Annotated in this window: 17 protein-coding genes; 12 read left to right on the top strand and 5 right to left on the bottom strand. The window is 41.6% G+C overall.

Going from position 1 to position 22839, the window contains the following annotated elements; all coding sequences use genetic code 11:
* The first annotated feature begins 21 nt into the window (after positions 1-21).
* The 8 genes from MKO06_RS16570 to MKO06_RS16535 all read left to right on the top strand — a co-directional run bounded on the left by MKO06_RS16570 (position 22) and on the right by MKO06_RS16535 (position 8859).
* Positions 22-1014 (top strand): DNA-directed RNA polymerase subunit alpha, encoded by a 993-nt coding sequence (locus tag MKO06_RS16570; protein ID WP_241552371.1) that lies wholly within the window; start codon positions 22-24, stop codon positions 1012-1014.
* Between the two features lie 99 nt (positions 1015-1113).
* Positions 1114-1653 carry a 50S ribosomal protein L17 gene (gene rplQ, locus MKO06_RS16565; RefSeq protein WP_156283780.1) on the top strand — a complete coding sequence of 180 codons (540 nt, stop codon included), beginning with the start codon at positions 1114-1116 and terminating at the stop codon, positions 1651-1653.
* A gap of 108 nt (positions 1654-1761) precedes the next feature.
* Entirely contained in the window at positions 1762-2874 is a 1113-nt protein-coding gene (gene carA, locus MKO06_RS16560; RefSeq protein WP_241552370.1) for a glutamine-hydrolyzing carbamoyl-phosphate synthase small subunit, read from the top strand.
* 136 nt (positions 2875-3010) lie between these two features.
* Positions 3011-3535: a hypothetical protein gene (locus MKO06_RS16555; protein ID WP_241552369.1), complete on the top strand. Its 525-nt coding sequence runs from the start codon at positions 3011-3013 to the stop codon at positions 3533-3535.
* A 3-nt stretch (positions 3536-3538) separates the two neighbouring features.
* On the top strand, positions 3539-4195 hold the full coding sequence (locus tag MKO06_RS16550) for a hypothetical protein (protein WP_241552368.1): 657 nt from the start codon (positions 3539-3541) through the stop codon (positions 4193-4195).
* A gap of 141 nt (positions 4196-4336) precedes the next feature.
* A complete protein-coding gene (gene eno / locus MKO06_RS16545) occupies positions 4337-5626 on the top strand; it encodes a phosphopyruvate hydratase (RefSeq protein WP_241552367.1) in 1290 nt (429 codons plus the stop codon).
* A gap of 162 nt (positions 5627-5788) precedes the next feature.
* A complete protein-coding gene (locus tag MKO06_RS16540; protein ID WP_241552366.1) occupies positions 5789-7330 on the top strand; it encodes a glycogen synthase in 1542 nt (513 codons plus the stop codon).
* Between the two features lie 245 nt (positions 7331-7575).
* A complete protein-coding gene (locus MKO06_RS16535; RefSeq protein WP_241552365.1) occupies positions 7576-8859 on the top strand; it encodes a citrate synthase in 1284 nt (427 codons plus the stop codon).
* A gap of 327 nt (positions 8860-9186) precedes the next feature.
* On the opposite strand, the gene MKO06_RS16530 is transcribed toward MKO06_RS16535, so the two are convergent.
* Together MKO06_RS16530 and MKO06_RS16525 are read right to left on the bottom strand one after the other, a co-directional pair.
* On the bottom strand, positions 9187-12927 hold the full coding sequence (locus MKO06_RS16530) for a glycosyltransferase family 2 protein (protein ID WP_241552364.1): 3741 nt from the start codon (positions 12925-12927) through the stop codon (positions 9187-9189).
* Positions 12917-14197, bottom strand: a complete 1281-nt coding sequence (locus MKO06_RS16525; RefSeq protein WP_241552363.1) for a glycoside hydrolase family 2 TIM barrel-domain containing protein — start codon at positions 14195-14197, stop codon at positions 12917-12919. The genes MKO06_RS16530 and MKO06_RS16525 overlap by 11 nt, the downstream gene beginning before the upstream one ends.
* Positions 14198-14424: 227 nt before the next feature.
* On the opposite strand from MKO06_RS16525, the gene MKO06_RS16520 reads away from it, so the two are divergent.
* Both MKO06_RS16520 and ctlX read left to right on the top strand, forming a co-directional pair.
* Complete coding sequence (locus MKO06_RS16520) at positions 14425-15336, top strand: dimethylarginine dimethylaminohydrolase family protein (RefSeq protein ID WP_241552362.1); 912 nt, start codon at positions 14425-14427, stop codon at positions 15334-15336.
* Between the two features lie 10 nt (positions 15337-15346).
* Positions 15347-16273, top strand: coding sequence for a citrulline utilization hydrolase CtlX (gene ctlX / locus MKO06_RS16515; protein ID WP_241552361.1), 927 nt, complete (start codon positions 15347-15349; stop codon positions 16271-16273).
* Positions 16274-16358: 85 nt separating this feature from the next.
* Here the strand turns inward: ctlX and MKO06_RS16510 are convergent, their stop codons facing one another.
* Positions 16359-18827: a right-handed parallel beta-helix repeat-containing protein gene (locus MKO06_RS16510; RefSeq protein ID WP_241552360.1), complete on the bottom strand. Its 2469-nt coding sequence runs from the start codon at positions 18825-18827 to the stop codon at positions 16359-16361.
* Positions 18828-19371: 544 nt separating this feature from the next.
* Between MKO06_RS16510 and MKO06_RS16505 the strand changes: the two genes are divergently transcribed.
* Positions 19372-19575 carry a hypothetical protein gene (locus tag MKO06_RS16505; protein WP_241552359.1) on the top strand — a complete coding sequence of 68 codons (204 nt, stop codon included), beginning with the start codon at positions 19372-19374 and terminating at the stop codon, positions 19573-19575.
* On the top strand, positions 19544-19816 hold the full coding sequence (locus MKO06_RS16500) for a hypothetical protein (RefSeq protein WP_241552358.1): 273 nt from the start codon (positions 19544-19546) through the stop codon (positions 19814-19816). The genes MKO06_RS16505 and MKO06_RS16500 overlap by 32 nt, the downstream gene beginning before the upstream one ends.
* A gap of 26 nt (positions 19817-19842) precedes the next feature.
* Here MKO06_RS16500 and MKO06_RS16495 read toward each other — a convergent pair whose 3' ends face one another.
* Positions 19843-21309 (bottom strand): BCCT family transporter, encoded by a 1467-nt coding sequence (locus MKO06_RS16495; RefSeq protein ID WP_241552357.1) that lies wholly within the window; start codon positions 21307-21309, stop codon positions 19843-19845.
* 63 nt (positions 21310-21372) lie between these two features.
* Complete coding sequence (locus MKO06_RS16490; protein ID WP_241552356.1) at positions 21373-22806, bottom strand: SDR family oxidoreductase; 1434 nt, start codon at positions 22804-22806, stop codon at positions 21373-21375.
* Between the last annotated feature and the right edge of the window lie 33 nt (positions 22807-22839).

Here is a 22839-nt window from a genome sequence, read left to right as displayed (position 1 = left end):
AATTCACACAGAAGTCGAAATATGGCAATACTAAATTTTCAGAAGCCCGATAAAGTTATAATGATTGATTCAACCGATTTCGAAGGGAAATTTGAATTTCGCCCTTTGGAACCAGGATATGGATTAACCGTTGGTAACGCTTTAAGACGAGTGCTTTTATCTTCTTTGGAAGGTTTCGCGATCACTTCGGTACGTATCGAAGGTGTAGATCACGAATTCTCGACCATCGCGGGAGTAGTGGAAGACGTAACTGAGATCATCCTTAACCTGAAACAGATCAGGTTCAAGAGACAGATCGATGAGATCGATAACGAATCGGTTACCGTTTCTGTTTCCGGAGAAGAGCAACTTACTGCCGGTCACTTCCAGAAGTTCATCTCAGGTTTCCAGATTCTTAATCCAGACCAGGTTATTTGCCACATGGATAAGAAAGTGAGCCTGAATATGGAGATCACTATCGAAAAGGGTAGAGGCTATGTTCCGGCGGAAGAAAACAAGAAAGCCAATGCTCCTCTAGGTACTATTTTCACCGACTCTATTTACACTCCTATAAAGAATGTAAAATACAGTATCGAAAACTACCGAGTAGAGCAGAAGACTGATTATGAGAAACTGGTATTTGAAATTATCAGTGACGGTTCTATCCATCCTAAAGATGCATTGACCGAAGCAGCAAAGACTCTTATCCACCACTTCATGTTATTCTCTGATGAGAGAATCACTCTTGAGGCTGATGAGATCGCTCAAACCGAAACTTATGATGAAGAATCTCTTCACATGAGACAGTTGCTTAAGACCAAACTGGTAGATCTTGATCTTTCAGTTAGAGCTCTTAACTGTTTGAAGGCTGCTGAAGTTGATACTCTTGGAGACCTTGTTTCTTACAATAAGAACGACCTGATGAAATTCAGAAACTTCGGTAAGAAGTCGCTAACTGAGCTTGAAGAGCTGGTAAGCAACAAGGGCCTTAACTTTGGAATGGATCTTTCAAAATATAAATTAGATAAAGACTAGGCATTAGTGAACCTGGTTCACGCCTGAAATTTTAATATAAATCCCATCATATTTTGCTCCCCAGAGCGGGTTGCAGCAAGATGATGAAAATAAAATGTCATGAGACACGGAAAAAAAGGAAACCACTTAGGTAGAAAAACAGCGCATCGCAGGGCGATGTTGGCGAACATGGCTTGTTCTCTTATCGAGCACAAGAGAATCAACACAACTGTTGCAAAGGCGAAAGCCCTTAAAGTTTTTGTTGAGCCACTTGTAACCAAGTCTAAAGAAGATACGACTCACAATAGAAGGATCGTATTCAGCAAACTTAGAAGCAAGGAAGCTGTTAGTGAACTTTTCAGAGATGTAGCTCCTAAAGTTGGAGATCGTCCAGGAGGTTACACCCGAGTGATCAAGTTAGGTAGCCGTCTTGGAGATGCTGCTGAAATGGCGATGATCGAATTGGTAGATTACAATGAAACTTATGGTGTAGATAAGCCTAAGAAGAAAAAGTCTACTCGTCGTGCCGGTAAGAAGAAGTCTGATGACACTGCTTCTACTGCGCAGCCAAAAGAGGCTTCTGCAAAGGAAACCAAAAAAGAAGAGCCAAAAGCTGAAGAGCCAAAGGCAGAAAAAAAAGATGATAAAAAAGAAGAATAATAATGATTCTTTTCAAGATCTAAATTTTAAAAGGATAAGCTTTAATAGTTTATCCTTTTTTTATACCCCTTTCATAATTAATTTTACAGCACCACAAACCACACAACTATGAAATATCAGGCTAAAAGAAAAGCATTGATTTTACTGGAAGACGGTACCATTTTTTACGGAAAGGCCGTTGGAAACAAAGAAGGAAGCGCAGCAGGCGAAGTTTGCTTCAATACCGGGATGACGGGTTACCAGGAGATCTTTACAGATCCATCTTACTTTGGCCAGTTGATGGTAACTACCAATGCACATATTGGAAACTATGGAACCAATGAAGAGGAAAATGAATCTGATGGCGCCAAGATCGCTGGATTAATCTGTAAGAATTTCAGTTATACCGAATCAAGACCGGCTTCAGATAAAAGCCTGGAGCAATTCCTTGAAGAAAACAACATTTTTGCGATATCTGATGTAGATACCCGCGCACTTGTTACTTATATCCGTGAGAATGGGGCCATGAATGCCATCATTTCTACCGATGTGGATAACATTGAAGGTTTAAAAGCAAAACTTGCCGAAGTGCCAGACATGAACGGACTGGAGCTGGCTTCAAAAGTTTCGGTTAAAGAGCCTTATTACTTCGGAAATGAGAACGCGACCTATAAGATTGCGGCTTTAGATGTGGGGATCAAGACCAACATTCTTCGTAATCTAGCTGAAAGAGATGCTTATATCAAAGTGTTTCCTTATGATGCTACCTACGATGAAATGAAAGAATGGAATCCTGATGGATACTTCCTGTCTAACGGTCCTGGTGATCCACAACCATTGGAAAGCGCTATCAATGTTACTAAGACCATCATTGAGAACGATCATCCGTTGTTTGGGATCTGTCTTGGCCATCAAATCATCGCGATCGCAAATGGCATCAAAACCTATAAAATGCACCATGGTCACAGGGGAATAAACCATCCGGTTAAAAATCTTATCACCGGGAAAGGGGAGATCACTTCCCAGAACCACGGATTCTCGGTAGATAAAGATGAAACCGAGGCACATGCAGATGTAGAAGTGACTCACATTTGTTTGAACGATAACACTGTTGGGGGGCTTGCCATGAAGAGCAAGAACGTGTTCTCTGTACAGTATCACCCTGAAGCAAGTCCAGGCCCTCACGATGCGAGCTATTTATTCGATGAATTCATCGACAGGATCAAATCGGTAAAGGCATAAACATGTGATATAAAAGTAAAAAAGGTCGGGTAATCCCGGCCTTTTTTATTGGTTAACGGTTAGTAATAAAATAAATTTGCCGGCCCTGTTGGAATTGTATAGTTTCGGATTCAATTTGAAACTACCCAATTCTAACATGAAAAAGATTATCCTAGGTTTCCTGCTTTTCGCAGGTTTAACAGCTAATGCCCAGTCTACACAAAACCAATTTTCTTTAAACTTTTTAATTCCATCTGCCGAGTATGAAGTCGCATTGTCTGATCTTACTTCCTTGGATCTAATGCTAGGATTCGGCTTCGGTTATCATGACGCTGAATATTTAGAAGAACCGGAATACGGGGTTTTTCCCCAATTCGCAGCACAATACCGCTATTATTACAATTTTGACAAAAGGATAGAGAAAGGTAAAAAGGTATCTGAGAACAGCGGTAATTATATCGCCCTGGCGGCTGTTCTAGGAAGTGGTGAGGCCATAATTGGGGATATGGAAAATGACCTTACTGGTTTTGTAGGGCCAACATGGGGGCTACAGCGAGTTTATAACAGCAATTTTAAATTAAATCTAAATCTTGGTGCCGGCTTGGGGTTCAACGATCAAGGAGATAAATATTTCGCTCCACTTATCGACATACAGCTTGGATTTAAATTAGGAAAAGAATAATTGGTGCGTTTAGCAATCTTCATGGCCCTGCTTTTTTGCTCATTTTTCAGCCATGCTCAATTCCAACCCAGGCTGTACGCCGGAGGGAAGATGTTCTATAATAAAGCATACGAATCTAATTTATACGGGGCTTTTGAAGCAGGAGCCGAGGTGTTTCGATTTAAATTCCTGGCTCCGGAAATTGGAATTAATTACTATGCCGGTACGCCTAATGAATTTGAAAAATTAGATTTTGAAAGTTCACCTCCCCAGGGCGTAGCGAGGTACGACGGCAGGTTTCATTCCTTTAATTTTTCCATTGCGCCAAAACTGATATTTGGCAATAAGGAGGCCGCCCTGGTCATTCTTCCGGAATATAACTTCGGAACTATGAGAGTTTACGAGCGATTCTTTCAGAGAAATGGAAATAGATATGAATTACGTGAAGATATAAGCGAATCTTCCAGGCATCAGTTCTGGACTTTTTCAGCTGGAGTTGAAGGGGATTTTTTCAGCCTCGAGCATATAAATTTTAGCCTCCTATTGACTTATAACACCTTAAATTCAGAAAAAGCCTTTGAGGATCTTCAATTTTCAGAAACGAACGATAATTATTCGGAAGCTAGCAGTGATGGACTGGGAATAACATTCCGCGCTTATTTCGATATTTTCAAAAATTAGGGTTTTCTTCTATTTCATTTTTCCGAAAACGTTTGAAGTGCATGAATCGTTATAAATGCCTTAAATCTCGCTTGTACACTGGCTTTTTAATACTTGGATTTGTATCTTGCAGCTGTTCAATTAACTAATTAAAACGAAATTATGAGTGCTATTTTAGATATTCATGCCAGGCAGATTTTTGATTCAAGAGGAAATCCAACGGTAGAAGTAGATGTTTATACCGAAAACGGGATCATGGGCCGTGCCGCAGTTCCTTCGGGAGCTTCCACAGGAGAACATGAAGCAGTTGAATTACGTGACGGCGGTAAGGATTTTATGGGGAAAGGCGTTTCAAAAGCCGTGGAAAACGTGAATGGTGAGATTGCACAGAAATTATTGGGTTTTTCTGTTTTTGAACAGAACCTGATCGATCAGACCATGAGAGATCTTGATGGAACTCCAAATAAATCAAAACTCGGCGCAAACGCCATTCTTGGTGTTTCTCTTGCAGTCGCTAAGGCCGCAGCCAACGAGCTAAATATGCCTCTTTACCGATATGTTGGTGGAGTGAGCGCTAATACACTTCCTGTTCCTATGATGAACATCATCAACGGTGGCTCCCATAGTGATGCGCCTATCGCTTTCCAGGAATTCATGATCATGCCTGTGATGGCTGAAAGTTTTTCTCACGCCCTTAAAATGGGAACCGAAATCTTCCATAATCTTAAAAAAGTTCTTCATGACCGAGGACTAAGTACCGCTGTAGGTGACGAAGGTGGTTTTGCTCCGACTCTGGATGGAACTGAAGATGCTCTGGATACTATTCTGAAAGCAATTGAAAAGGCAGGTTACAAGCCAGGAAAGGAAGTAATGATCGCTCTGGATTGTGCTGCTGCTGAATTCTTCGTGGATGGAAAATACGATTATACCAAATTCGAAGGAGATAAAGGAAAAGTGAGAAGCAGTGAAGAGCAGGCTGAATATCTTGCTGAACTGGCTTCAAAATACCCTATCATCTCTATCGAAGACGGTATGGATGAAAATGACTGGAAAGGCTGGAAAGCACTTACAGACAAGGTCGGAAAGAAAGTTCAGCTGGTAGGAGATGATCTCTTCGTGACCAATGTAGAGCGTCTTGGAAGGGGAATCGATGAAAATATCGCTAACTCAATTCTTATCAAGGTAAACCAGATTGGTACTTTAACCGAAACCATTGCCGCTGTAAACATGGCCCATAATGCCGGTTATACTTCGGTAATGTCTCACCGTTCAGGTGAAACCGAAGACAACACCATCGCCGATCTTGCTGTGGCTTTAAATACCGGGCAGATCAAGACCGGTTCAGCATCGAGAAGTGATCGTATGGCGAAATACAACCAGTTGATACGTATCGAGGAAGAGCTTGGTGATGTGGCCTACTATCCGCAGAACAAAGCCTTCAAAATAGAGTAAAGATTCTGTTTTAGATAATATTCATGGAAAGCCTCTTCACTCGAAGGGGCTTTTTTAGTTCCGAATATTTTAATTAAATGGTATATTAACAATCATTTAATGAAAATAAATGGCTGAAAGCTCCCTTAATTCTTAACTTCAGTCAGAAACCAACCAACTAATTTGAAAACTAATTTCCTGTTCGTAGCGGCTGAAAATGATGCAATCCCCCGGTGCAAGGCTGGAGGAATGGGTGATGTGGTAAGAGATGTGCCTAGGCAGATCGGCTTTAGAGGTGATACGGTCTCAGTGGTGACGCCTTCCTATTCGAGAATTCATCGGGATGGTGAAAAGCTGGCAGAGGTAGGTTTTAATTTCAGGGGAAATTATCATCAGGCCGAGGTCTACGAGGTGCCGGGGAAAAAACAGGTAAAAGGAATCAGGCATTTTGTGATCCATCATCCCGAGATCAAATCGGGTGATATCGCTCATATTTATTTCAACGATCCCGATCAGCCCTTTTATACCGATGCCACTACATTTTCGCTATTCTGTACAGCTGTAGCTGCTGGATTACGTGATGGTGTGTTTGATAACATTCAAATTGTTCATCTTCATGACTGGCATACGAGCATGATGCTTTTCCACAGGGAATTTAATCGTGAATTCGAAAACCTTAAAAGCCTGAGATTCGTTTATTCGATACATAACCTCGCGATCCAGGGAATTAGACCATTTGAACACAATTATTCTTCGGTAAGCGCTTTTTTTCCGGATATAGAATATGACCGGGAAAAATTATACGACCATCGATATCCGGACTGTATCAACCTTATGGCCGTTGGAATAAGGCTTGCAGATGCAGTTCACACCGTATCTCCATCCTACAAGGAAGACATTCAGAAACAAAGCGACCCGCCACATTTTATAGGAGGGGAAGGCCTGGAAGCCGACCTGACCAAAGCCGAAAGTGAAAACAGGCTCTTCGGAATTTTGAACGGTGCCAATTATGCCAATATCAATACGGTTGAAAAGGGAATACTCCTCAGGCAGTGCGTCAGGAGGTTGTTCCGGTGGTTACAGGAAGAAAAAAAGGATTATAAAGCACATTATCTCGCCCACACCGGGGAAAAGATCACCCGTTTCCAGGAGAAAAAACCAGATTTCATTTGTACCAGTGTTGCGCGACTCACGGAGCAGAAATTCTATTTCTTCCGGAACAATCCCGAACTACTGGATAAATTGATCGCCAAATTGACCGAAGTCAATGGAGTTTATATTTTGCTGGGGACCGGAGCGCCGGAATATGAAAGCATTTTCAGGGAAGCGAGTTACCGGCTCAAGAATTTCATATTCATCAATGCCCAGTCTGAAAGTATCATAGATATGCTTTACCAGGAATCCAATCTTTACCTGATGCCCAGTTTGTTCGAACCTTGCGGAATTAGCCAGATGCTGGCAATGCGAAATGGTCAGCCCTGCCTGGTTCATCATACAGGTGGATTAAAAGATACGGTGAGCCACGGCAAGACTGGCTTCAGCTTTTCCGGCGAAACCATAGAAGAAAAAGAAGCAGATTTTATTAAGGTATTTTCAGAAACCGTAGACCTTTTCTTTCATGATAGGAAGGCCTGGAAAAAAATATGCGCGGCAGCAAAACGCCAGCGATTTACCTGGGAGAAATCGGTAGATGAATATTATGAACGACTTTACCAGCTGCCATAATAGGAATGTTTAGCCGGTAATTACCATTTAAAATTGGATTTCCGGATACTAATTTTTCAGATATTCTGGATATATATCCTAAAAGAGGTTAAAAAGAAGGCCGCATTAAAGTTAAAATTCCCGAAAAGCGAATAAAATCGGCCTATTTCTGAAATTTCCTTAGGCTGCTTAAAATTATTTTAACACTAAATTTCGTAATTTAGCAATCCTTAAAAAATAATTACTAAAAAAGAAGAATATATAATATGTCTAAAACAGCTACACTCGAATTTGACGGAAAGAAATATGAGTTTCCCGTTACCGTGGGGACCGAGAACGAAATAGGGATAGATATCAAGAAATTACGTGGAGAAGCAGGGCTTATCACGTTAGATCCCGGATATAAAAATACTGGAAGCTGCGAGAGTGCGATCACTTTTTTAGACGGAGAGAAAGGTATCTTAAGATATCGTGGTTATGCTATTGAGGATCTGGCTGAAAAAGCCGATTTTCTTGAAGTAGCTTATCTTCTAATATTCGGAGAACTGCCAACCAAAGAACAGCTTAGTAAGTTCACTAATGATATCAAAGAGCAGTCTCATGTAGATGAGGAGATGAAAAAGATCCTGGATGGATTTCCTAAATCTGCTCACCCAATGGGAGTGCTTGCTTCATTGACCAGTGCTCTTATCGCCTTTAATCCTTCTTCAGTAGATGTTTCTTCAGAAGAAGATATGTATAAGGCCATCGTTAAGATCCTTGGGAAATTTCCGGTTCTTGCTGCCTGGACTTTAAGAAAAAAGAACAGCCTTCCGCTTAACTACGGAGATGAAGATCTTGGTTACGTGGAGAACCTGCATAAAATGATGTTCGAAAAACCGAACAAGACTTACAAGGTTGATAAGGCGGTGATCGATGCGCTTGATAAATTATTGATCCTTCACGCCGATCATGAGCAGAACTGTTCTACTTCTACCGTAAGAATGGTAGGTTCTTCTCATGCAGGATTGTTCGCGTCACTTTCAGCAGGTATTTCTGCGCTTTGGGGGCCACTTCACGGAGGTGCTAACCAGGCAGTGATCGAAATGCTGGAAAGAATCAAGGAAGATGGTGGTGATACCCACAAATTCATGCAAAAGGCGAAAGACAAGGAAGATCCTTTCCGTTTAATGGGATTCGGACACCGGGTTTATAAGAATTTTGACCCGCGTGCTAAGATCATCAAGAAATCGGCAGACGAAGTTTTAGGTCAGCTTGGTGTTGAAGATCCGGTTCTGGATATCGCCAAAGGCCTTGAAAAAGAAGCGCTGGAAGACGATTATTTTGTAAAACGAAAATTGTATCCTAATGTAGATTTCTATTCAGGAATCATTTACCGTGCACTTGGAATCCCGGTAGAAATGTTCACCGTGATGTTTGCACTGGGAAGACTTCCAGGTTGGATCGCTCAGTGGAGAGAAATGAGACTTAAGAAAGAACCAATTGGTCGTCCAAGACAGATCTATGTTGGTGAGAGTCACAGAGAATTTAAACCTCTTGGAAGCAGATAGATTTCTGAAATATTATAAAATTTAATTTAAAGAAGCTCCATAGAAATATGGGGCTTTTTTAATTCACAATCTTTCTGCATATTTTCAGATTTCATTTTCAAGATATTGATACTGGATATCATGGCTTATCAAACTCCCTGTATTGCTTTTAAATTTGTAAAAAAATTAGACAATTAGTTAGTTGTAGTGTTTAAAATGATGAAATTATGAAAAATTTTAATCCAGCAGTATCCGTTGTGATCTGCCTAAGACCTTTGGGGTGCAGGTTGATAGCGCTAAAACTGTGAAAGTTGTCGTGGAATATAGCCAGTGTTTAGCACACTGGGATCAGGGATTTAAATGCATATTTAAGGTGGAGAAGGTTCTGGAGACATGATTATAATCTGGCGGCACTGCAGTTAATAGGAGTTGATATCTGTAATAATCTTCAGGAATGCTTACTTCAACGCTGATTCCTGTGCCCAGCTTCCTTAACGCCATGGGATTACCGAAAATATCGTTTTTGATAAGGCTCCATTCAAATTTGTAGTCATTAGGAATTTTGTTGCCAGAAATCCAGTTGTTGTTGTGAAAAAGGTAAGCTTTGTAAACCAGTTTCTCACCCGTTAGTAGTGGAATAGCTGGTTTCAAAATCCTTACTGTTAAATCTTCAGTAGGCTTTTCTGAAGGGTTCCAGATTGACCTTGCTGCGGTAAACCGGGACTTTTTCCTTCCTTCAAAATCCAGGAGACCATCAAAGCTTAGTCGATTGCTTTTTCGTTCATCCTGCCAGTTTTCAAACACGATTTTAGATTTATCCAGGTTGGCCGGAAGCTCCCTTATAAGTTTCGGCGAAACCGAACTCAGGAATACCGGGATTTCTCCTGATTCAACGATATCGACAACTTCTTCAGCTTTGGAATTCTCGTTCACAATCAAACCATAGGAATCTACTGGAAGTTTGGGGTCGATTTCGCTGATTAGGTTCCTGGTTTCTGAATTCAATTTTAAGTTAAGAACTACTGGTAACTGGGGATAATTTGCCCTAATTTCGATCAGCGTATTTTTAAGCCACCTTAGATAGCCGTCGCGCTGAGCAAATAAAAGTGGCTTGTTGAAATATTCCTCCAGTTGAAAATCGAAAGAAATGGCTTTAAGATTTCTGAATTCTGCAAGGTCTTCCAGCTTTTCAAATACATCCTGTTTTAAATCATTTAATGCAGCTTCATCTTCCAGAAAATTAGGGTCTTCGGGTAAACCGAATTGATAGATCACCTTAATTCCGGCGTCTTCTGAATATTTGAGAATATTATAGTCGTATATATTACCACCTGTAAACTGGATAGTATTTATACCAAGCTCTTTCATGAGCTTAAGGTCTTTTTTAAAGGTTTTGCGGGTGACCACATAATAATTATCCCTCCAGTCTAGCCCTTTTTTATAAATGACGCCTTTTATAGAATCCTGGCCCAGGGAAATTCTTGATTTTTGACCTATCATTTCGGTAGGCTCGTTGACAGGTGGGTAACCTTGCTGGAAGGATTTAAAAATTCCCAGAGAATCTGTGGTCCAGTCTATATATTCTTCCTTATAAAACCTGCCGGCTGGGATATTGTTATCATAGGCGCTGTTGAACATGACAACTGCCTTTACTTCCTCGAATTCCTTTGAAAGCTGGCGGGCTGCTTCCTTTAGCCATTCGTCCTGTCGCCCATCGATATCCACTGAACCAAATTCGGCCAGCATAACTGGCTTCCTGGTGAACCAGAAGAGTTTGTCATGGAAATTCTGATACAGCTCTTTAAAAGAGTAATATTGCCCATTAGAATGTAATGGACCGTAATTAAGTAGTGTAACTCCAATCCAGTCTACAAATTCATCTCCGGGATAAAAATTTCTCATTCCTTCAGCCCTCCAGGGATTCCAGACCATCATCACCTTATTTGCGGCTTCTTCCTTTAAAATACGGTGAAGCCTTTTCCAGGCCGACTTGAATTCAGCTGGAAAACCGGGAGTAGACTTGAACCATGGATACTGCGGGTTGTCGAATTCATGGGCGAAACGAAGAAACACAGGTCGATCGTAGGTTGCCAGGTTTTTGGCAAATTGCCTGATGTAAGGATCATAACCACCATTTGCGATTGTTTGTAGTATATTTTGATCATCTGTACGCGATGGCCAGGGTTCCCAGGTTATAAGTGGCAACGCATTCATTTCGGTGATGGAATCCATCAGTTTGAACGGAAACTGATCCATTTCCTCGTCATTCCATCCCAGATAGAAGGAAATGACATCAAAATCAACATTTTGATCTATCTCTATAGTACCTATTTCAGAAATATTAACGAGGCCGGTGTCTTCAGGCGGGTGATAGATTCCCAGGAATGAACTGTTCATCTTATCAAGATAAGACGGATACACATTCTTCCATCGTAAATAATCGTGTTTTTGCTTAAATCCAACCGCAAAAATTACCGCAGCCAGTAATAAGGGTAATGCAGCTTTTCTGGTAATATTGAAAAGGACATTGGCAATATTCAGCGAACCAGATCTTATATTTTGAAGGGATCTTAAGGTGCTTTTCTGAAGGTTTTCCTTAAGTAGATTATTCTGGTTGGTGGCTTTCACCGCTAGATAAATACCAAAAAACATGATCAGGGCATTGAAGAGTGCAAATCCTGCCATCACAATAGAGAACGGAGTAAGATCCCTGCGCAGGCCAATAATGATTGCGAGTATTGATAGAATAGCAATAACCAGATTGGGAACCACGATCCTGAGATTAGTTGCAAATTCATTCTCTTTAGGTGTAGGGAGGTAAGGGATCTTTCTGTCTATTAGCGTATAAAAAAGTCCCAAAATATAGATCCACCAGGTATTGATCTGTAAAAGACCTCCTATTACATGGAAACCGCGTTCCTTTTTATCTATAACCCATTTTTGGATGTAGGTTCTAATAAGCAGTGAGCTCATGATTACCGGCAGGAGTACCAGGGCAAAATCGATGATATTTCCGTTCCACGGAGTGGTAGAAAATAGAAGGGAAACGATGGGTATCAGGAAGTTTATCAGGCAAATAACTCCGCTTAAGTAGTGTAACGGTAGTACGGCAAAATGTATCTTCTGGCGAACCGTAAAATCTTTATAGAGTTTTGGGTAAACTTTAAAAAGCAGGTCGAAGGTGCCCCTAGACCATTTTAATTGTTGTTTGAAGTAGCTGGTCAGGTTGGAAGGAGCAAGCCCCTGGGCCAGGATCTTTGGAACATAAACCGCTTTCCAGCCTTTTGAATATAAGTTCATCGCGGTATGCATATCCTCGCAAAGGCCTGGTGAATGACCGCCAATACTGTCCAATGCCTTTCTTCGGAAAACGCAATTCGCACCTATCGCGTTAACTGTGCCATAGGAATTAAGCGTCATCATCATGGGACCGTAGAATTGAAAGGTCTGTTCAGCGGCACCCCTGGCAACCAGTGTTTCCTTAGTGTTATAATAAGCCTGAACGATCTGAACAAAACCTATTTCGGGATCGCTGAAATGCGGAACGATCTCATCCAGAAAATCGGGTTCTGGAATGTGATCGGGATCAAGAACCACACATATGTCACCAGACGCAGCTTTTCGCAGGGCATTATTTATATTTCCAGCCTTTGCATCTTTTCGGTTATTTCGGGTTACATGTACGATCCCATTATCTTCACAGAACTTTTTCAGGAAAGGATCGTTCGCTTCGTCACACAAATAGGCGGTATGAGGATAGGTTATCCTGTTGATGGCTTCCAGGGTGGTAATGATCATCTGGTAAGGCTCGCCAGGGAAGTAGGTGGTTAGGATATCCACGCTGAATTCTTTTTCAAGTTCTGGTGTCTCAGGAACCGAAATATTCGAATAATTATACCACATATACAGCTTTTTAACCAGGCTGTATAGCATTGTGATCATCAGTAGGGCGAACAGTAACAAATTGCCCCAGGAGTCTGGCTGGAAAAAGAAGAAAAGGAAATTAAGGATGCTAAACAGGCCCAGGACTATCAATAATTTGATAGTCCTTTCTTCCGCTTTATTTGGCTCCTTGATATTATTTTTCATCAGCTGTACTTAGTACAAAAAAAGGAATATTTGCGGTAGCATAATAATCGGTTGAATTGGTAAGGTATAGAAAGAGTCGGTACGGGCCCTCATCAGCAGGAGTTTTAAAGGTCATCTTGTTGCCTTCAATTCTAAAACCAGTATCTGCGATCACCTCGCTAATTCCAAATTGAAACCAGGATTCCTTCCTGATTTCCCATCTTACTTCGAGGTTTTCGGTCTTCATTTCTTCCGTAAAGAATATTTCTGTAACGGCTGTTTCTTCCGGAGCCAGAACGATATCATCCTTTGCTCCTTTTTGGTTCAGCATGATATATTCCAGCTGAGGTCCGGGAAATGGCCTGTTCTGGTTCTTCCAGATATTGGTCATTTCATGAATGGCTTCAGTTTTAAGCCTGTTTGGACCGAAAAGGCTATACCAGGATGGAGTGTATTCATTTTTCTTGCCCCAGTAAAAGATGAAACTTCCCAAGGATCCTTCATTTTTAATAGGCTCCAGGTAGGATTTATAACGTTCCCTCACCTGTTCGGCTTTTTTTGTGCTTGTTTCTTCTATTGGGACATCCCAGGCCGTGACTTCAGCTTCCCAGGGGCCATTCACTCCCCATTCGGTGATCACGTGTGGGCCGTCCCAGATTGGAGTAATAGGTTTTAATTTGCTGGAAAACATGCTTAAAACACCAAAAGAATTGAATGAAATAAAATCAAGCTGAGGGCTCATGGCCTCGATGGAAAGAACCCTTAATTTGTTAGCGCCAATAGTAGTGGTGCTCACCGGATGATTGGGGTCTAATTCATGAATCATATCAATCAACTCGTTATACCTGGAAATTGGCTCGGTATCCTGATGGAAATAAGGATAGTATAATTCATTCCCTAAATTCCAGTACAACAGTGCAGGATGGTTTCTATGTTGCATTACTACTCGCTTCACGTTTGTCTTTACCAGCCCAAATAGGCTGTCATTTACATAATATTCAGAAGCGTTATTGAATTTGGGCATCGGGATGTCGGCAACGATCGCGAGGTCCAGGAGTTGTGCCTGGTCCAGGGTCCTCTTCAAATTAATGGTATCGTAGATACGGGCCGTATTGGCTCCGGCCTCTTTTAATTCTTTTAGATAGGTTTTTTCTGCAGCAGCCCCGTTAATAAAGTAGGGCTTTCCATTGCGAATCAATCGGTAGCCCTCTTCGGTTTCTTCAATGTGTACGCTAGCCGAATGCTTTTCGCACTCCTCTGGGCCACACGAAAACACAGCGATAAGCAGCAAGCCCCAAAATAGTATAGATACAGGTTTCTTCAGAAAACAATATTAGGGGTAGGTTAAGCTAATTGGGCGCTACGAATATATTAAAGTTAATTTAATTGGCCTGCTTAGCCTCCTTAAAAATTGATGCGGTTAAAGCCTTACGGTTAGTGTTGAAATTGAGCATCGATTCCTGGCCAGGGACCACTATAGACCGGCCTTCTTTTTCTATATTTGCAAAAATTTGCGATATGAAATTGCATATTAATAATGAAACTTCACGGCTAAGAGCCGTAGTACTTGGAACTGCCAAAAGCAACGGTCCTATTCCAACCCTGGAAGAGGCTTATGATCCAAAATCAAAGGAGCATATCAAGGCTGGAACCTATCCTGCTGAAGAAGACATGGTCAACGAGATAGAATCGGTGGCCAGGGTGCTTGAAAAGTATGATGTAAAGGTCTACAGGCCTCACATTATCGAGGATTACAACCAGATCTTTACTCGCGATATTGCCTTTGTGATTGATGATAAATTTATCAAATCAAATATTCTTCCCGATAGGGATCAGGAAATTGAGGCGATTGACCATGTTCTGAAACAAATAGATCCTGGCAAAATAATCACTTTGCCACAGGAAGCTCATATTGAAGGCGGCGATGTAATGCCTATGGGAGACTATATTTTTGTAGGCACCTATAAAGGCAAGGATTATAAGGACTTTATTACCGCAAGAACCAATTTGAAAGCTGTAGAAGCCCTGGAGAAACTGTTTCCGGGAAAGAAGGTTGTGTCTTTTAGCCTTAAAAAATCGAATAGCATTGCCAAAGATAATGCGCTTCACCTGGATTGCTGTTTCCAGCCTGTGGGTAAAAATAAGGCGATCATCTATAAAGATGGTTTTCTTATAGAGGATGAGTATAACTGGTTGATCGATTTCTTCGGAAAGGAAAATGTATACGAAATAACCAGGGATGAGATGTATGAAATGAATTCCAACATCTTCTCAATTTCTGAAGATGTGGTGATTTCAGAAAAGAATTTTACCAGGCTCAACACCTGGATGAGAGAACAGGGGATCACCGTTGAAGAAGTTCCCTATGCCGAAATTTCCAAACAGGAAGGACTGTTGAGGTGTTCAACTCTGCCTTTGATTAGGGATTAAAGAAAACAAGATGAAACAGATCACAGATACGATTTTAATGGTAAGACCGGTTGCCTTCAGGATGAATGAGCAAACCTCGGTTAATAATTACTTTCAGAAAAACATGAATGACCCCGATTTGAATATTTCGGCAGCCAGGGAGTTCGATGATTTTGTTAAGAAACTCAAGGCTGTGGGAGTTAATGTTATCGTGGTGGATGATGTGCTGGAAGATAATACTCCAGATTCTATTTTTCCGAATAACTGGGTTTCCTTCCATGAAGACGGACAGGTGGCCCTTTATCCCATGTTCGCGGAAAACAGGCGTAAGGAAAGAAGACTGGAATATTTTTCCAAGCTCGAGGAAGCTGGCTTCAAGATTACTGATATTGTAGATTATACCGCGGCCGAAGAAGATGATGTTTTTCTTGAGGGTACAGGAAGCCTTATTCTTGACAGGGTTAACGAAAAGGCCTACTGCGCCATTTCTCCACGGGCTGATGAAGACTTGTTGATAGAGTTTTGTGAAGATTTTGAATACACCCCGGTGATATTTAATGCCTATCAAAGCGTGGGGGATAAGCGCCTACCTATCTATCACACCAATGTTATGATGTGTTTGGGTGAAGAGTTTGCTGTTATTTGTCTTGATACAATAGATGAAAAGAAGGAACGAAAGAACGTTTTAAAGCATTTAAAGCAGGATGGGAAGGAGATCATTGCAATTTCTGAAAAGCAAATGCATGAATTTGCAGGGAATATGTTGCAGGTGCAGGGTACTTTTGGAAAAAAGTACCTTGTAATGAGCGCGAGGGCACACCGAAGTCTTACCGAAGAACAGGTTGCGAAAATTGAAAAACACTGTGAGATCCTGAGTTCAGAAATTCAAACAATCGAGATCGCCGGTGGAGGCAGTGCGCGTTGTATGATGGCTGAGGTCTTTCTGCCTAAGGCTTAAATCTTAATTCAAGAAATAAAAAAGGGAAAACTTATATGGTAGAACACTACAGGAAGTTTTCCCTTTTCTGGTTGAATATAATTACTTATTTCGAGGCCAGGTTGTTATAATTCTTGTTGGAAGTATCTGCTTCGTGAGCCCCAATATCATTAGGAGTGCCAGAGAAATTAGTTCCGTAGAAATCCCGGCTTCCTGGGTTTGAGATCGGGATACCCGAATTAATTGCAGGTGAAGAAGCCTGGAGGGTGTATTCGGTAAGGTCTGATAACGGATTCCCGAAACCTACGATGCCCGCTTTACCTGGATTGGATAATAATGGATCTCCCTGGTAGCCCACTGGAGCAGCATCGTATATCTCATTTCCAGTGTTCCTGAATTCTTCCAGAGAAGAATAGGAAGTTCCCTTGTAATTAATTTTAAATCCATCTGGGGCATAATAAAGGTTGCCCGCGAAATTCCCGTCGTATCCACTGGGGATGCTGATCAGGCTGGCTCCGTTCGTAGCATATAAGATATTGTTCTGGAAGTTGATGTTGTGCATAAATGGTTTCCAGGAAGTGTATTTGATATTAGCTCTTTTGCTAATGAACAGTGTGTTATTATGTACCAGTATGTCTTTCATGGAGTCTTCTGAACTTCCGTTGAACAAATACACGCTTCCGCCATTAGTGGCAGCATCGTTTTGACTTACATTGTACCTCACAATGATATTGCTCATAGGTCTTGCTCCACCAAATTGTCCCACCATAAAGCCAGCTCCATCGTTATCATGAGAATAATTATACTGCATAACTCCATTGGTGACACCACCGTCCAGGTCAAATCCGGCTCCATCGCAGCCTGTACCTGAACTCATATTGTAAACTTCAGAATATTGAATGGTCACATTATCGGCGTCCCAATACCAGATCCCAACCGGGCCACCACAATTTGTATTTCCGCTTCCGCAGTCATAAACAGTTGAATGTTCTATAACCGAATTCTGAACGTCAGATAAAACGATTCCATTTCCAGAATGAGTGTTCTTCGAATACCCGGGAACATTGAAAACCTCGCAATTTCTAACCGTGATATTTGAATGGGCATAACCGGTTTTACTGGCCTTAAAATGTCCGTAGGATGATATACCAGCGTCCAAAATACCATGAACCTTGTTATTTTCGATGAGTACATTGGTGAAGCCTGAATTATGGTTGTAAGCACCAATGACGATTCCGAAATCCCGGAAGCCATATACTTCAGAATTGGTGATCTCCACAAAATCCAGTTTTACATCCCCGGGAAGATCGGTATAGAAATAAATTCCTGAATTTTCATTGGTATTCATCCCGCTACCTTTTACAATAAGCTGGTCAATCTTTACGCCGGAAGTGTTATAAGCATAGATGCCAAAACTATTCCCGGCATTGATAATGGCCCGGCCATCACCGTAGGAGGAAATTAGAACCGGGCTGGCGCTATTATTAGCATCGTTGGCATCAAGGTACAGATTGCCTTCGAATTCCTGTCCACCTTCAAACTGGATCACATCGCCTGGTTGAATGTCTATACTGTTCACTTTTTCAATGCTACGCCAGGCATCTTCGGGCGCTAGGCCCGTATTGCTGTCATTTCCGGTGCTGCTTACAAAATACGTTTTATTGGGGCAGGTGCTGTCACTGTTGAATTCGCCTTCAATGGTTCCAAATCCCTGGTACTGGAACGCGAAGTTTCCTGCAAGGTTAGAGCAGGTCTCATTAGTGGTGGTATTTGTAAAACGGTGAACGGCAGACCAATCTAGGTCTTCATTCTGCCCGTTTTCACCGCTTTTCAGGACGCAAAAACTATAATCTTCACTATTGGTACAGCTTTGTTCAAGAACAAGTTTGGTGTCTACCAGGATCCCTACCAGTGCCTGGATGTCAATGCTAGTGGTTCCATCGGCATTCGTAAGAAGCATGTTAAAGGTCCTGTCTGAATTATCCAGGTCAATACCTTCCAGGGGAGAATCCTGATCCTGGCAATTGGTACATTTATAAGTTCCTGTGACCGGGGTGATGGAAGTGCCTTCCGTTTCTTCCGCAGCCACTATGGCCCCGTCACGTTCTTTAAGAACTACATCAGAAAGAACAGGGTTGTCATATTCGTCTACGGTAAAGGTGAAGCTGAAATCTTTTGAATCGAAATCTACCTTTACATCAGCACTTTTATTGGTAGCAGAGGATTGTCTGGTATTCGAATATTCAGCAATGAAAGTTTCTCCATTCGAGAGCTTAAGGGTGCCCTTGGATTCAGGATCGATATTGCTAAGATCCTGGACGCCGCCGGGGATTTCCAGTTTAAAAGTGCCGCGGTAACCAGAAGTTGTCGTGGCGAAGATACCTTTGTACAGGCTGGTTTTTCCGTTAAGATCCTGACTCAGGTCTTTTTCGGTTCCGCTTTCGATAGGGGTTTCTTCCAGAATGTCATCTGCATCGGTTGAACATGAGCTTATCATCATAGCGATAAACAGGTAGAATAATGATCTGGAGATTCGTGCCTCAAATAGAGGCTTTAAGTTGTAGGTTAGGGTCATGGCAATTCTCAATTTTCAGATTCGAACCTGGGGAGATTCGAAGGCTTCAATTTTCAACATTTTTGCCGGTTTGGAATCGATGATAGATCGGCAGCTAATCTTCCTGAAATGAACCTTTTCGGATTTTGTTCATTTCCAGGCTTCATTCGCTGTTCAATTTTGATATAACATTATTTCCAATTCGGGGGCTTAATTCGTTGTGCAAGTAAAACATTATTCCGATTAAATGCAAAAAAAATCGACAAAATGCAATTGCTAGTTTTTTGTAGCTGAGGCAGTTAAATGTTAAAACGGTGAAATAGCTTGAATTCAAAGGGCTTTTGAGATTGTACCTTTGTAGGCGTTCCTCCAAAAATTTTCTGAAAATTAGATTTTCAATTTAAGATTTCATTTGCTTCTGTTCTACTTTTCGAGAAATCGAAGTCACTTAGACCGGGAAATTAGTTCAGTTTTCCTGCTCATGGAACTTCATAACGCCAGGTGTAGCAAACAAGATTTGGCTTCATCTTTATACCAAAGCATCAATCAAAAAAATTAGATTAATATGAATCATCTCAAAAGTTCAATTTCAAGCCTTTTCTTCGTTTTTCTTTCCGTCCTGGTATTTCATCAAAAGAGTGATAGGTATAAGCTGGACTATTCACCGGTAAAAGAGCGAATTGGTGTTGAGGCCCGAATATATCTGGAAGATTCCGCCTTATATATGGCGGGTTATAATGCGCGAATTGTATACCGAGTTTGCCGGTAAAGATAGCCTGGTGAACAATGAATTACTGAAGGAAAGGATCAGAACATATGGATTCATTGGTTTTGATGATTTTTTCGCAAGTTTTCTGTCTGGTTTTGAAACTGTTCATCTTCAGCCTTATTTAAAGTACGCGGGAGCTGAAGTCGAGCAAAATGAACAGCACCTTAAAATTGAGAAGCTTTCCGAAAGATCAGAACTTCAGCAGGAGATCTGGACTGGAATGATGGGGGAGATCGATTAAATAAGCTCGTCAATAAAATTAAATGATCAAGACCTCTTTTTCTTATCACGAAATAGCTGGACCACGAATGCGATAATGATAAAAACAGTAAAAAAGGCAAAGGGAAGTGAGCTGATGATCAGGAACTTCTGCATGGCCGTGAGCACGTTGCTTTCAGGTTTTACATCTCCCAGCACAACGATCGCCTCACAAAAAAGCAATAATAAAACTGCCCAGATGAACCGGAAGGGCCTTCCCGGCTCTTCTTTACCTTTATCGCTAAACATGCTAAGAACAAAGATGGCCGAATCTACCGAGGTGACCAGAAAACTAATAAGCAAAAGTATGGTTACTATATTCAGTATATTAGAAAACGGAAGGTTTTCAAAGAAAATGAAGATCGAGGTGAACACGTTGTCAAATTGATTCTGATAACTTCCAAAGCCCTCGATCATGTCAAAAGCTGAGGAGCCAAAAACACTGAACCAAAAGAAGCTCCCAAGAGAAGGGATCAGCAAAACTCCCCAGATCAATTCTCTAATACTTCGCCCCTTCGAGATCCTGGCTATAAAAACACCGGTAAATGGAGCCCATGCCAGCCAGAATGCCCAGTAATAATAGGTCCAGTCGGTTAAAAACTCCACACCGGGGTCATAATTTCCCATGGCAAGGCTTAATGGTACAAAATCCAGGATGTAATGATAGAGCGAGCTGCCAAAATGCTCAAGCATTTTTAGACTATCACCCTGGAAGAATACGAAGATCAGGATAATGAGCGTGGTGTAAATATTCCAGTTGGAAATTCGTTTGATCCCTTTTTCAACCCCGGCCCAGGCCGAAAGAAATGCCAGGAAACAAATAATAAACGTGAGTCCCAGGATGATAGACAGGTTTCCGGGTGGTCGCGAGAATAAATGGCTTAATCCGCCTTCAATTTGTGTGGTTCCCAATCCTATGGCTGCTACCAGGCCGGTTATGGTAGTTAAAATTGTAAGCAGGTCTACACCCTGTGGCAGGAATTTGATCTTCTTGAAATACCTCAATGAAGCACCAAGCCTAACCTGTTCTTTTCTAACAAAAATGCTATAAGCGATAATAAGGGCGAAAATGCCGTAAAAGGCCCAGGCTGTAAAACCCCATTGGTAAAAAGTATATTCGAGCGCGATCACCTCATTGGAAGAACCCGTGTCGATGGGAGGATTCAAATACATAAATACAGGCTCCTGTATGGCTCTCAAAAGAATGCCCGCCCCCATCCCGGCGCTGTAAAGCATGGCGATCCAGGAAATCCGATCGAATTGCGGTGGCGAATTTCCCAGTTTTATCTTTCCGAAGGGAGAAAAAGAGATCAACAGCAGAAATAATACGCAGATCAATCCCAGCCAGAGATAGAAAATGCCAAAACTTTCCCGGATCCAAAGGGAAGTTTCCTCAATAAGATTGTATAATGTTTCTGTGAAATTGAAAATAAAAAGAGAACCGGAAATAAGTATAATCGATGAAATCGATAGCACTTTATTGTTTCGGAAGACTTTGAATATGGATCTCAAACCAGGTAGCATCTGCCTTAAAGCTACTTATTTTTTATTTCCCCTGGCTATTTTGTTGATCATACCTTCAAAAATGAAAAAATGGAACGGATACATTGCGTACCAGTAGATCCTGCCCCAGATGCCTTTTGGTCTAAATACCGCATTTTGATGTAATACGTCATTCTCATCTATCTTGAATTCCAGCCAGGCTTCCCCGGGAACTTTCATTTCGGCAAAAAGTAATAACCTCCGTTCTTCGCGATCGGCCAAGAGTACTCGCCAGAAATCCAGGGAGTCACCGGCATTGATCTTATTGGGATGGGTGCGGCCTCTCCTTAAACCTACTCCGCCAGCCAGTTTATCTAAAAATCCACGCACATCCCATAGCCAGCTGCCATAATACCATCCTGTTGTGCCGCCTATTGCCCAGATCCTGCCAAGGACCTCTTCAGGATTCGTTATTTTTACGGACTTTTTGTCTTTTAAACAGCCATGTTGGGGGATTTGAACATACTTGTTCACATCTTTTCTGAACCTCCCGCTGCTTAAACTGTCTTTCCAGCTGGAAACCACCTCGTTCTGTTCGATCTTGTAAAAGGCCATTTCGATGGCATCCTTATAGCAAATAGGTTCAATGCCCAGGATTTCCTGAAGCCGCGTATCGCGTGTGATCACTTCTACCGACATGCTTTCAACCAGGTTCTGGGCCAGGCGATACGAGGTAGAGGTAACAAAATAGAGCCAGTAGGAACTCAATTTTGGAGACATAACGGGAACACCAATTATCCAGATACTAAGTTTCCTCACTTCAGCATATTGTTCCATCATTTCCTGGTAGGTAAGTATATCTGGACCTCCTACGTCGAAAGATTCGTTGTAGCATTCTTCATTGCCAATTACTCCGGTTAGATATTGAATGATATTCCTGATGGCTATTGGCTGGCATCGGGTTTTAACCCATTTTGGCGTGATCATTACCGGTAACTTTTCACACAGGTCCCTTATGATCTCGAACGAGGAACTACCAGAGCCTACAATGATCGCAGCTCGCAGTACCGTTAGATTAAAATCACCTTTATAGAGTATTTCCTCTACTTTCTTCCTGGATTTAAGGTGCTTGGAAAGTTTTTCTTCATTGATGATCCCGCTTAGATAGATGACCTGGTTCACACTGGTTTCGGCCATCATTTTATTGAAATTGGTTGCCGCTTTGGCCTCTTTCTCATCGAAATCTTTGGTAGATGCGGTCATGGAATGGATGAGGTAATAGGCGACATCAATTTTCCTGATTTTTTCTGGGGCTTCAGAATCCTTTAAAAAATCGATCTCTACGATCTCGACTTTTTCTTTCAGTTCATCATTGGAGGTAAATCGATTCCTGTTTCGTACGGCACAAACGACCTCATGGCCCTTTTCCAGTAATTGTGGTAGGAGTCGCATGCCTATGTAGCCATTAGCCCCGGTAAGTAATATGCGCATTGCGAAGATTTGATCTTAAATTAGAAATTTAAT

It is taken from the genome of Christiangramia oceanisediminis, from assembly GCF_022570735.2.
Lineage (GTDB): Bacteria > Bacteroidota > Bacteroidia > Flavobacteriales > Flavobacteriaceae > Christiangramia > Christiangramia oceanisediminis.
The sequence above is the reverse complement of the archived record's forward strand: the minus strand, read 5'-3'. Positions and strand labels throughout refer to the sequence as shown.

Excerpts from the sequence above, each read along its gene's own strand:
- MKO06_RS16570 (WP_241552371.1), top strand. The coding sequence starts at position 22 with ATGGCAATACTAAATTTTCAGAAGCCCGATAAAGTTATAATGATTGAT.
- MKO06_RS16520 (WP_241552362.1), top strand. The coding sequence starts at position 14,425 with ATGAAATTGCATATTAATAATGAAACTTCACGGCTAAGAGCCGTAGTA.
- carA (WP_241552370.1), top strand. The coding sequence starts at position 1,762 with ATGAAATATCAGGCTAAAAGAAAAGCATTGATTTTACTGGAAGACGGT.
- MKO06_RS16555 (WP_241552369.1), top strand. The coding sequence starts at position 3,011 with ATGAAAAAGATTATCCTAGGTTTCCTGCTTTTCGCAGGTTTAACAGCT.
- MKO06_RS16530 (WP_241552364.1), bottom strand. The coding sequence starts at position 12,927 with ATGAAAAATAATATCAAGGAGCCAAATAAAGCGGAAGAAAGGACTATC.
- MKO06_RS16505 (WP_241552359.1), top strand. The coding sequence starts at position 19,372 with ATGAATCATCTCAAAAGTTCAATTTCAAGCCTTTTCTTCGTTTTTCTT.
- MKO06_RS16490 (WP_241552356.1), bottom strand. The coding sequence starts at position 22,806 with ATGCGCATATTACTTACCGGGGCTAATGGCTACATAGGCATGCGACTC.
- ctlX (WP_241552361.1), top strand. The coding sequence starts at position 15,347 with ATGAAACAGATCACAGATACGATTTTAATGGTAAGACCGGTTGCCTTC.
- rplQ (WP_156283780.1), top strand. The coding sequence starts at position 1,114 with ATGAGACACGGAAAAAAAGGAAACCACTTAGGTAGAAAAACAGCGCAT.
- MKO06_RS16500 (WP_241552358.1), top strand. The coding sequence starts at position 19,544 with ATGCGCGAATTGTATACCGAGTTTGCCGGTAAAGATAGCCTGGTGAAC.
- eno (WP_241552367.1), top strand. The coding sequence starts at position 4,337 with ATGAGTGCTATTTTAGATATTCATGCCAGGCAGATTTTTGATTCAAGA.
- MKO06_RS16510 (WP_241552360.1), bottom strand. The coding sequence starts at position 18,827 with ATGACCCTAACCTACAACTTAAAGCCTCTATTTGAGGCACGAATCTCC.
- MKO06_RS16535 (WP_241552365.1), top strand. The coding sequence starts at position 7,576 with ATGTCTAAAACAGCTACACTCGAATTTGACGGAAAGAAATATGAGTTT.